Annotated in this window: 10 protein-coding genes; 5 read left to right on the plus strand and 5 right to left on the minus strand. The window is 46.7% G+C overall.

What is annotated here, in order from left to right; genetic code table 11:
• Positions 1-34: 34 nt before the first annotated feature.
• Positions 35-667: a nucleotidyl transferase AbiEii/AbiGii toxin family protein gene (locus tag QT974_RS24550; protein WP_333471026.1), complete on the minus strand. Its 633-nt coding sequence runs from the start codon at positions 665-667 to the stop codon at positions 35-37.
• A gap of 140 nt (positions 668-807) precedes the next feature.
• Positions 808-1,734, minus strand: a complete 927-nt coding sequence (gene thyD, locus QT974_RS24555) for a thylakoid membrane protein ThyD (RefSeq protein ID WP_333471027.1) — start codon at positions 1,732-1,734, stop codon at positions 808-810.
• A 482-nt stretch (positions 1,735-2,216) separates the two neighbouring features.
• On the opposite strand from thyD, the gene QT974_RS24560 reads away from it, so the two are divergent.
• The gene (locus QT974_RS24560) at positions 2,217-3,848 is read left to right on the plus strand and encodes a DUF3352 domain-containing protein (RefSeq protein WP_333471028.1); all 1,632 of its coding nucleotides are present in this window, start codon (positions 2,217-2,219) and stop codon (positions 3,846-3,848) included.
• A 393-nt stretch (positions 3,849-4,241) separates the two neighbouring features.
• On the opposite strand, the gene QT974_RS24565 is transcribed toward QT974_RS24560, so the two are convergent.
• From QT974_RS24565 to QT974_RS24575, 3 genes are all read right to left on the minus strand, one after another.
• The gene (locus tag QT974_RS24565; protein WP_332991026.1) at positions 4,242-4,439 is read right to left on the minus strand and encodes a hypothetical protein; all 198 of its coding nucleotides are present in this window, start codon (positions 4,437-4,439) and stop codon (positions 4,242-4,244) included.
• A 197-nt stretch (positions 4,440-4,636) separates the two neighbouring features.
• On the minus strand, positions 4,637-5,053 hold the full coding sequence (locus tag QT974_RS24570; protein WP_333471029.1) for a tetratricopeptide repeat protein: 417 nt from the start codon (positions 5,051-5,053) through the stop codon (positions 4,637-4,639).
• Between the two features lie 174 nt (positions 5,054-5,227).
• Entirely contained in the window at positions 5,228-5,581 is a 354-nt protein-coding gene (locus QT974_RS24575; RefSeq protein WP_293334033.1) for a HesB/IscA family protein, read from the minus strand.
• A 326-nt stretch (positions 5,582-5,907) separates the two neighbouring features.
• Between QT974_RS24575 and QT974_RS24580 the strand changes: the two genes are divergently transcribed.
• The 4 genes from QT974_RS24580 to zds all read left to right on the plus strand — a co-directional run bounded on the left by QT974_RS24580 (position 5,908) and on the right by zds (position 9,883).
• The gene (locus QT974_RS24580; RefSeq protein WP_333471030.1) at positions 5,908-7,575 is read left to right on the plus strand and encodes a DUF6930 domain-containing protein; all 1,668 of its coding nucleotides are present in this window, start codon (positions 5,908-5,910) and stop codon (positions 7,573-7,575) included.
• Between the two features lie 193 nt (positions 7,576-7,768).
• A complete protein-coding gene (locus QT974_RS24585; RefSeq protein ID WP_333471031.1) occupies positions 7,769-8,023 on the plus strand; it encodes a hypothetical protein in 255 nt (84 codons plus the stop codon).
• A gap of 4 nt (positions 8,024-8,027) precedes the next feature.
• Positions 8,028-8,384, plus strand: a complete 357-nt coding sequence (locus QT974_RS24590) for a type II toxin-antitoxin system PemK/MazF family toxin (RefSeq protein ID WP_333471032.1) — start codon at positions 8,028-8,030, stop codon at positions 8,382-8,384.
• A 62-nt stretch (positions 8,385-8,446) separates the two neighbouring features.
• A complete protein-coding gene (gene zds / locus QT974_RS24595) occupies positions 8,447-9,883 on the plus strand; it encodes a 9,9'-di-cis-zeta-carotene desaturase (RefSeq protein ID WP_333471033.1) in 1,437 nt (478 codons plus the stop codon).
• Positions 9,884-9,993 lie beyond the last annotated feature (110 nt).

The following is a 9,993-nucleotide window of genomic DNA, read 5'->3' on the forward strand; positions in this document are numbered from 1 at the left end:
TCCCTTTGTGGTCTTAGTCAAGAATCCCCCCGATTCATCGGTGGGGAGTATCAAAAACCATCTCAAACTTAATCGTTGTCCCCTCCACAATCACCGGAAATCTGATCCCGTACTGGTTGGCTTGAATGTCCTGTGGTAAGAAAAGGAAATCGCGCCCAGAAAAAATCGCATCATAACCGCCTTCAGCAACTCGGCGGCGCAGGAGACGGTAGCCGCCATCCATCGGACACATAAAATCAATATCCTTGCTCAACCGATATTCCCCCTGCTGCATACTTACCAGCGTTCCGCCACCAAAGTAAGCCCGACATTCCTGTAGAAATTCCACGTTTAAATGGCTGAGTACAGTTAAGATTTTTTGATGGAATTCGTGCTTAAAGGTCGAGCGATAAATCACGTTATTTTTTGGAGTTTCCGGAAATGAGCAAATACTGTCAAGTTCCGCCACCAACCAAGAATGATAGAATTCGCTGATTAGCTGAATAAAAAACAATTCCTCCGAGCTAGGTTTCCCCAAAATCCCCCAATAATTCCAGCCCGATTCGTAGCGGCATAGCATTTCTTTGATAGTCAAAAGTTTGACATCAGCAATTTGCCAACAGATAGCCTGAAGAAATGGAAGTTTTTCGGGGATTTTTAAGGTTGCTGCTACTTCTTCATTGTTCATACAATTTAGCTTTTTTAATGAACCGCAGAGGGCGCACAGATCGCAGAGTCACAAAACGATATATTTTCGCCGTGTCCGCCCTGATTCATCCTAGGGGCGGTGCCCCGTGCCCGCCCTCTTAGATTCTAAAAACGCAGGATTTAATTACCAGCCAAAATCTCTTCCAATGCTAATTTAAGCGTCGGATACTGATATTGAAAACTGCTAGCCAAAGTTTGTTTCGGCAAAACTTTCTGCCCTTCCAAAACAACTTTAGCACCATCTCCTAACAGCAATTCTAAAGCAAAAGCTGGCACGGGCAACCAAGAAGGCCGACTTAAAACTTCTCCTAAAGTTTGGCACAATTCATTCATCCGTACCGGATTCGGTGCTGTCGCATTCAAAACGCCTTCAACTTGCGAATTTTGCAGGGCGTACAAAATTAAATCAACCACATCCTCGCGATGAACCCAAGAAAACCACTGTTTTCCTGTGCCAATTGGGCCGCCAGCAAATAGTTTAAAAGGTGGCAGCATTTTTGCTAGGGCGCCTCCCATTCCCAAAACTATTCCCAATCGCAAAATTACTAGCCGCGTGCCCGCATTTTTTGCAGGTTGGGCTGCTGCTTCCCAGTCTTTGCAAACTGCTGCTAAAAAATCGTTTCCCGCAGGACTATTTTCGTCAAACTCAGCGGTTTCGCTGGTTCCATAATAGCCGATCGCCGATGCGCTCACAAACACCGATGGTTTAGGATTAGCATTGACGATCGCCTCAACCAATTTTGCCGTCGTCAGTTTGCGACTGTCCAGAATCGCCTGTTGGCGCGCCGCCGTCCACCTTTCCTCCGCAATCGGCACCCCAGCTAAATTGACAACACCATCGCAGCCCGCGATCGATTTTTGCCAATCACCAGACTCCGCCGGAGTATAGGCGACAACTTCCAAATTTGGATAAGCCGAAGCCGGAAAAACTCGCCCAGCTTTGGCCGCATCTCTACTCAAAACCACCACTTGATGTCCGGCTGCTTGCAGCTTCTCCACCAACCGGCTACCGACAAATCCCGTTGCTCCCGCGATCGCTACTTTCATCCAAAACTCCTGGGTCTGAAACCCCGTCCTTTGAGGACGGCTTTTTTGTTAAAATTAAAACCAGCGGAATCGAAAACCAAGTATCCGCGCAGCACCTTGAAAACTAGAGGTAGGGGGTTCCAAACAGGAAGGCTTGTTTGGGTAAAATCTCTAAGTAACAAGTATAAAATAGCAATTGTTTGCTGAAACCGTACCGCCATGCTCGCGGAATCGGGACTCCCGAATGGGTCGAAAGTCTGTGGACTCTGTGTAAGACAGTACATGATTTTAACTGTGGTATGCGACAGTGAGTCAAAAACTCAAATCGTGAGGTTTGGGAATCTCCGTGGATTGATGCCGGAGAGGATGTCAAATCAACAGCAGTTTACACGATCGCCCAAACCCATTTTAAATTATATAAAAATAAATAGCCTGTTCGATCGGCTCCCCACAACCCCACTGAATTTTCATTAAACTGATAGGGGACGCGAGGAAAACAAACAATGCCTGCAAAAAAACCAAAGCTTCTAATTGCTGCCGCCATCGTCGCAGCAGGTAGCGCCGCGGTGTACCTTTACTTCCACGGTTTGAGCCAACAAGTATCCACCCCCCAAGACAGCGCCAAAGTTGTACCCGACGAAGCAACCATGGCCGCCTTCATCTCCCCCAATCCCCAAGCGCTGTCACAGTTGCAGCGATTTGGCACTCCCGGTGCTCAAAAGTTAATCGGTGGGGGTTTGAAGGCTTTTCAAGAACAAAGCTTGGCAGGCACTCAAATCGACTTTGAGAGGGACTTAAAGCCCTGGCTGGGGGGGGTGATGGTCGCTTTGTTGCCACCGGATGCTGGAGCGAAAAATGAGGCTCCTAAGCTCCTGCTTGTCGTCAGCGTCAAAAATAAAATTAGCGCTTGGAATTTTGCTAATAAATTAAAATCTCAGGAAGGTGCAAAAACTCAAGAAACTGAGTACAAAGGAGTTAAAATTTCGGAAATTGCAGAGCCAACCGGCAAGCGCTACAGTGTGGCTTTATTGAACGATCAATTAGTGATGGCTCCTTTGAGAAAGCCTGTAGAATTGGCGATCGATACTTTTAAAGGCTCGCCCTCCCTCGCCACGCAGCAGAGTACAACTAAGTTTTTTGCAGAGAGTGCTGGCGTACCGAATCCGATCGCAACTATTTACATTGCTGACTATCCTGCCGCCATCCAGCAATTGAAAGCTAATTTGCCAGATGATTTTCAGTTACCTTCGACAATGCTTTCCCAGTTCAAACAAGTTAAGTCTTTGGTAGCGGGAATTGGGGCGGACACTTCGGGAGTGAGAATCAAAACTATCGCTCAGTTAGATCCTAAATTCGCGCAGCAAAAGCCGCAACTCCCATCGAAACTGTTACCCAGATTTCCCGGTGAAACCATTGCTGTACTCGGTGGGAAGGGCATTAATCAATTTTGGTCGCAGGCGACGGCTGAAGCAAAAGATAGCCCGGAAGTTGACAGGGGCATTCAGCAGGTGAGAAGTAGTTTTAAACGCTTGGATTTGGATGCAGATCGTGATGTTTTTGGGTGGATGAATGGCGAATTTGCGATCGGGGCGATCGGTTCGGATCGAGGTATTTTGTCTCAGTTGGGGATGGGGGCGGCGATGATTTTTGAAACGAGCGATCGCCCCGCAGCGGAAGCCACCCTCAAAAAACTCGATGCGATCGCCAAAAGCAATCCCACAGTCAGCGTCGCCCCCAGACAAGTGCAGGGGAAAGAAGTTACAGAATGGCAAATACCGCAACAAGGCACTTTATTCGGGCACGGTTGGCTGAATCAAAATTCTGTGTTTGTCGCTTTCGGCGGCCCTTTAGTGGATGTGATTACTTCGACGCCGCCGCAACCGTTAAGCAGCAGTCCGAGTTTTCAGGCGATCGCCACTTCTTTACCGCAAGCCAACCAAGGTTATTTTTACATAGATATGGAAAAAACCATGTCATGGGCGAACCGTTATTTGCTTGCTGTACAGCCCAATTTGGTTTCGCCGCCCGTCTCTGAATTGCTCAATTCTCTCCGAGGAGTCAGCGTCGCCACAGCTTCTACAGAACCTACAACTGCTCAGCTTGAAATGCTGTTCGCCTTCAAATCTAACAATTAGGCGATCGGTCATTGGGAATTGGTAATCGGTAATTGGTAATTTTTCTATCAAATCTAGCAACGCCGGCGATCGGTAATTGGGAATCGGTAATTGGGAATCGGTAATTTTTCTATCGATTAAATCTCGCGCCAGCGAATCCGTTGCCAAACTTCTTCCTTCTGACTTCTTCCTTCTGACTGATGACAACTGACTGATGACAACTGACAACTGACTACTGACAACTGACTACTGACAACTGACAACTGACAACTGACTACTGACAACTGACTACTGACAACTGACTACTGACTACTGACTACTGACTACTAACTACTGACAAAAAAAAGATGCTGCCTCTCAATCGAGGGCAGCTACTTCAGTAAAGCATTTTAATGTCTCTCAAAAACTTCTGGGTTAACCTTCAGACGTTCCGGACTTATTCGGCAATTGCAAGTCATCAGGATCTACATAATGACAAACTGCTTTGTCCATGCAAATCAATGCCCAGCCGGATTTATCAATGCTCATCAACTTGTAAGAAGCAGGCTGAATAAAGAAACCTTTGTGGTTGCGGGTTGCTGGTTTGATGTTAACGTGGCTGTCGTTGCTCATGTCGTTACAACTCCTAGTATTTATGGTAGTCAAGTCTGAAAACCGCTGTGCCGGTTTGTCGATCGTCTAAGTTTTCAAATACTAGCACTGCCTTTCTGAGTTTTCCATAAAGTTATTTATTGATTTATTACGAAATCGTAATAAATCCCCAAGCCGATTTCATTGATCCCCGCGACAAAATCGGCTTTTATAGGTGGTTACGACTCCAGAAGCCACTGTTTAACGCGGGCGAGACTCTTCCAGTCCGGTTTTCTGCTGAGTCCTTCTTCAAAATTTTTTTTAACTTCGTCGAACAACTCATCGGAAGCCATCAGGAGTTGCTGAGCCACTTCAACGTGGGGGCGCACCCCTTTTTCTTTGAGATCCAAAATCGCGACTGCTAGGTTGATGCGAGCTTGAGGGTCGTGAGGGTTCAATTTAACGGCGGTTTTCGCTGCCTTTTGAGCCGATGTGGGTTTATTTTCCAGCAGGTAAAGCCACGAGAGGCTAGCCCAAGCATTGCCATTTTTGGGGGATTTTTCGCACAATTCTTTGAACACAGGGATCAGATTAGCAGGGGCTTCGCCAGCTTGGTAGCGATCGAAACCGTCTTTAAACATTTCTTCAGGAGTCATTCGATTTTGGATTTTGGATTTTAGATTTTAGAATTGCTCGAAAGCATGGGGTGTCGGACACAGGAAGTCAGTCCGAGGCTAATGGTCGATCGCGCTATTGTCAGCGAATTCTCAGCAATTAGCTGGAGACCAATTACCCATGCCCCTGGCCCATGTCCCAAGCAATTTTCCCATTTAAGCAGAAAAAGAACTGCCGCAGCCACAAGTTTGAGTAGCGTTCGGGTTCGTAAACTTAAAGCCGCCACCGATCATGGAATCGCTGAAATCGAGCACCAAACCGTATAGATAAAGAATGCTCTTGCGATCGCAAACTACTTGAAAACCGTCGTAGTCGAACACTTCATCGTCGGATTTCACCGTGCTGGGGTCTGCGAAATCCATCACGTAAGACATACCAGAGCAGCCGCCCTGGCGCACCCCTACTCGCAAGCAGAGGTCTTTACCTTGTTTTTCTCGAAGAGCTAAAACTTGACGAACAGCAGAGTCCGTCATTTGAATCCCTCGCTGTTGTGAAATCGCTTGAGTCATAATTTGCCGAACTCCTAAGACTGTGCAATGCGCTTGAGTTTAATCTTATTCCTCAATTGTACAGGGAAGTAAGGAAGTCATCATTCATCAGTCATCAGTCCTGCCGTCATCAGTCCTGCCGTCAGTCAACTGCTTTGCTGTCAACTGCTTTGCTGTCAACTGTCAACCGCCAACTGAAGGCAGAATTTTTAGTCGGAAATTTTTAATTAGCGTGAGGCCTGGTTCCCAAGCTTGATGTCCTCTCCCCCTACAGGGTTTATGATTGAGAAGCAGCGGTTGACCGGCTACGGGCACCGCAACAATGCTTCACCCAACGGGCTTACTCTATGGCAGCGCTGAATCGCTCTACTCTTCGTCGGCTACAAAACTTACCTCAAATTCCCAGCGTGTGGGAGGGCGACCGCCGACCGTTATCTAATGCTGACTCGCACATGATCCTAGAGGACGACGACGATCCGGAAGCTGGTGGTGAGTGTATTCTCTGGGTGGACGGCTCTGAAGGCGTAGTCAGGGCTATGGACGTGGTGGGCCCAGATGCCGGCCCAGAGGCGATCGTCCGGGCTTTGCTGCGGGCCATGGAACATCCCCAAAGTCCGGCTCCCTCAGTCCGCCCCCAAAAAATTGTCGTCAAAAACCGAGAAATTCAATTTTACCTGCGTGGCGTACTTCAAGATTTAGGTATTTCCATTGACTACGTACCGGAATTGCCCCTAATTGACGAAATATTTCGGGGAATGCAAGAGGTAGCTGTCAACAGGCCTCCTGAGTTGCCGCCTCAGTACGCTGAAGTGTTAATGGAAAAAGCAGCTCAAATTTGGCACGACGCTCCCTGGCGGACTTTGAGCGAACACCAGATTATATCTATTGAAATCAATCAGTGGGATGTCGCCAGCCTCTACGTGTCCGTATTGGGTCAAGGCAGAATGGATTACGGAGTTTTGCTCTACCGATCTCTAGAATCCCTGAAACGCTTTCGAGAGCGAGTTGTTAATGACGACTCTTTTCAAGATTTAGAACAGGCTTTTTTAGGACAGGACTGTTTATTTCTCACTTTTGAAAGTGCGGGCGATTTTGATGAGGATGACGAAGAAGACCAAATTGATTTAGCAGATTTGCCTCCATCTGAAATTGAACCGAATTTTGGCAACCTGCATCCCTTAGAAGGATTGCGATCGATTCTTTACGAAGAAGAAGCCCTGACTATGTTAGTTGCTCTCGAAGCATTTCACCGCTTTTTCCGCAACAGCCGCCGGAAATTGGGATCAGACATATTTCCCACTCTCAACAGCCGCTACCGCATCCCTATTCCGGAGTCGGACGGAGAACTTCAACAGATATCAGTTAAAGTTTCAACGATGCCTGAGGTGTCCGACGAACTATTAGAGATGCTCAGTGATGACGATGATGATGAAGAAGATGATGATGATGATGATGATGATGATGAATTTGAAATGCCGCTGCTGCGGGACGACTTGGTGCCGCCAAATTCATTCTTGAGTCTCGGCGTCGTACCTTGGGAAACTGTGGAGTTTCTGCGCGGTTCTGCCCAGTTTCACCAAGGTGCAGAAGTCCATATTAATGCCGACGGAGACGGTTTACCAGTAGTGATGATTCAAACTTCCCATCCCAAGGCGAAAACTATGATTCAGGATTTGAAAGAAGCTGGAGGGGTAAAGGCAATCTGCTTTAATCCCGGCGAAGATCCTTTTCAAGACGAGCAATACGATTTGGGTATTTTGCAAACTAAAAATGGCGAACTCTATTTGTTTGGGGAGTTTAACGAAGACGACCCGGTGCATCAAGAAGCTCGCAAAAAGTGGGAGCACCGCTGTAAATTAACGAACGGTTGGTGCGGTTTGGTGATTGCTAAAGGGTTGATGGGTGCTTCTCGCGGTCAGCCTCAGTTTAAGGATATGATTGCTTTGTTTGAGGTGCGCTGGGTGTCTGCTAAAGATTTAGGAATTGGGCCGCTTCAGTTGATGCCGATGTTTTGAACGAAGAAGGAAGAAGGAAGTTCGGCAACGGATTATGTAACGGATGTAACGGATGTAACGGATGTAACGAATGGAAGTCGGAAGAAGTCCGATCGAAGAGGTAAGAGGAAATAGGAAAGAGGAAAGATGTAAAAGTAATATGTAAGGTGTTCTTCGGCGCACCTTACTTGTTGAACTATTCAGGAGAATGATTATGTCAAATTCTACTCAAAAGCGAGAAGTGTTGGTCGCCCTTGACGCCGAATTCGCTGACAAAATAGACCAGCTTACTGATAATTGGACGGAGGCGATCGAACAAGCTCTCCGTCTCTGGTACGCTAAGCAAATAGAAGATAAGTTGCGGAAATTTTATCTCGACCGCAGTCAAGAAGATATTGATTTTGAAGAAGAATGGGCAACATTTGCCGAGGCACAAATGGAAGAAATTTTAATAGAGGAAGGTCTTTGATATAATGACAGAAGCTTATCCGAGACAAGGCGAAGTTTATCTGGTGAGAGCTTTGCGAGCGATAGGAGATACCAAAAAACGTCCTGTTGCTGTCGTTTCCATAAATAGTCGCAATGAATTGAGCCGTACTGTACTGATTGTGCCTTTTACTAGCGATTTGAGCGGCGGGGAAACTCCGACTCGGATTTTGATTCCTGCGGGGGTAGGAGGGTTAGAATCGGACTCACTCGCTGTCTGCGAGCAAATTCTAGCAGTCCAAAAGACTTATCTGGAACAAGGCCCTTACGGTGAAATTAGTGCGGATTTTTTAAAGAGAATTCAGAGAGGGGTGCAAGTTGCGATCGGCATTTACGCACTTTAGAATGTTTCGGAAACTCTAAAACTTGTTACAATCTGTAAAAATACTGGATAAGGAATTGTAAAATGCGGGTTGCGATCGCAGGTGCGGGACTGGCTGGAATGACCACAGCAGTGGATTTAGTGGATGCCGGCCACGAAGTAGAAATTTTTGAATCCCGCCCTTTTGTCGGCGGCAAAGTCAGCAGTTGGGTAGATCCCGACGGGAATCACGTTGAAATGGGTTTGCACGTATTCTTCGGCTGCTATTATAACTTATTTGCTTTGATGAAAAAGGTGGGAGCTTTTGACGATTTGCTCCTCAAAGATCACGTCCACACTTTTATCAATCGAGGCGGCGAAACTGGTTCTTTGGATTTTCGCTTTCCCGTGGGTGCTCCTCTGCACGGATTGAAGGCATTTTTCACGACATCCCAGCTAACCGTACAAGACAAAATTCAAAATGCGATCGCCCTGGGAACTAGCCCCATCGTCCGTGGTTTGATCGACTTTGAGGGAGCAATGAAAACCATCCGCAATTTGGATAAAGTTAGCTTTGCTGACTGGTTCCGCAGTCAAGGCGGCAACCAAAACTCCCTCAAAAGAATGTGGAACCCGATCGCCTACGCACTAGGTTTTATCGACACCGAAAATATTTCTGCTCGGTGTATGTTGACAATCTTCCAATTCTTTGCATCGAAAACCGAAGCCTCTGTGATGCGGATGCTGGCGGGTTCTCCCAACGAATATTTGCACAAACCAATTGTCGAATATTTGGAAAGTAAAGGAACCAAAATTCACACGCGGCGCAGAGTGCGAGAAATTCAGTTTCAAGAAGGCACAGAAACTCGCGTCACAGGCTTAGCAGTAGCCAGCGGCGAAACTGAAGAAATTATTACCGCCGATGCTTATGTTTTTGCCTTAGATGTGCCTGGGATTCAAAAAATATTGCCTCCAGCTTGGCGCAAATGGTCGGAATTTGACAACATTTATAAGTTAGATGCGGTACCAGTTGCGACAGTACAATTACGGTTCGATGGTTGGGTAACGGAACTGGAAGATGAAGCGCAGCGCAAACAGTTGAGCCATGCTGTCGGAATTGATAATTTGCTATATTCAGCAGATGCAGATTTTTCTTGTTTTGCCGATTTGGCGCTGACAAGTCCTAAGGATTATTATAAAGAAGGACAAGGTTCTCTGTTGCAGTTGGTGCTGACACCGGGCGATCCGTTTATCAAACAAAGCAATGAGGCGATCGCCCAACACGTACTCAAGCAAGTTCAGGATTTATTCCCCTCAGCACGGGAATTAAATATGACTTGGTACAGTGTGGTTAAGCTGGCTCAATCTCTGTATCGCGAAGCGCCGGGAATGGATGTTTACCGCCCCGCTCAAAAAACTCCTGTTACTAATTTCTTTCTAGCAGGAAGTTACACTCAGCAAGACTATATCGACAGCATGGAAGGTGCGACTCTTTCCGGCCATCAAGCGGCGAAGGTAATTCTGGAAGCTTACAATCATTAGTCATTGGTCATTGGGCATTGCGCATTGGGCATTGGTTATTTGTTGGTTGTTATTTGTTGGTTGTTATTTGTTGGTTGTTATTTGTTGGTGATAATAACTAATAACAACCA

It is taken from the genome of Microcoleus sp. BM001215392 (assembly GCF_036700185.1).
Classification (GTDB): domain Bacteria; phylum Cyanobacteriota; class Cyanobacteriia; order Cyanobacteriales; family Microcoleaceae; genus Microcoleus.

Excerpts from the sequence above, each read along its gene's own strand:
- QT974_RS24560 (WP_333471028.1), top strand. The coding sequence starts at position 2,217 with ATGCCTGCAAAAAAACCAAAGCTTCTAATTGCTGCCGCCATCGTCGCA.
- QT974_RS24590 (WP_333471032.1), top strand. The coding sequence starts at position 8,028 with ATGACAGAAGCTTATCCGAGACAAGGCGAAGTTTATCTGGTGAGAGCT.
- QT974_RS24550 (WP_333471026.1), bottom strand. The coding sequence starts at position 667 with ATGAACAATGAAGAAGTAGCAGCAACCTTAAAAATCCCCGAAAAACTT.
- QT974_RS24585 (WP_333471031.1), top strand. The coding sequence starts at position 7,769 with ATGTCAAATTCTACTCAAAAGCGAGAAGTGTTGGTCGCCCTTGACGCC.
- thyD (WP_333471027.1), bottom strand. The coding sequence starts at position 1,734 with ATGAAAGTAGCGATCGCGGGAGCAACGGGATTTGTCGGTAGCCGGTTG.
- QT974_RS24565 (WP_332991026.1), bottom strand. The coding sequence starts at position 4,439 with ATGAGCAACGACAGCCACGTTAACATCAAACCAGCAACCCGCAACCAC.
- QT974_RS24575 (WP_293334033.1), bottom strand. The coding sequence starts at position 5,581 with ATGACTCAAGCGATTTCACAACAGCGAGGGATTCAAATGACGGACTCT.
- QT974_RS24580 (WP_333471030.1), top strand. The coding sequence starts at position 5,908 with ATGGCAGCGCTGAATCGCTCTACTCTTCGTCGGCTACAAAACTTACCT.
- zds (WP_333471033.1), top strand. The coding sequence starts at position 8,447 with ATGCGGGTTGCGATCGCAGGTGCGGGACTGGCTGGAATGACCACAGCA.
- QT974_RS24570 (WP_333471029.1), bottom strand. The coding sequence starts at position 5,053 with ATGACTCCTGAAGAAATGTTTAAAGACGGTTTCGATCGCTACCAAGCT.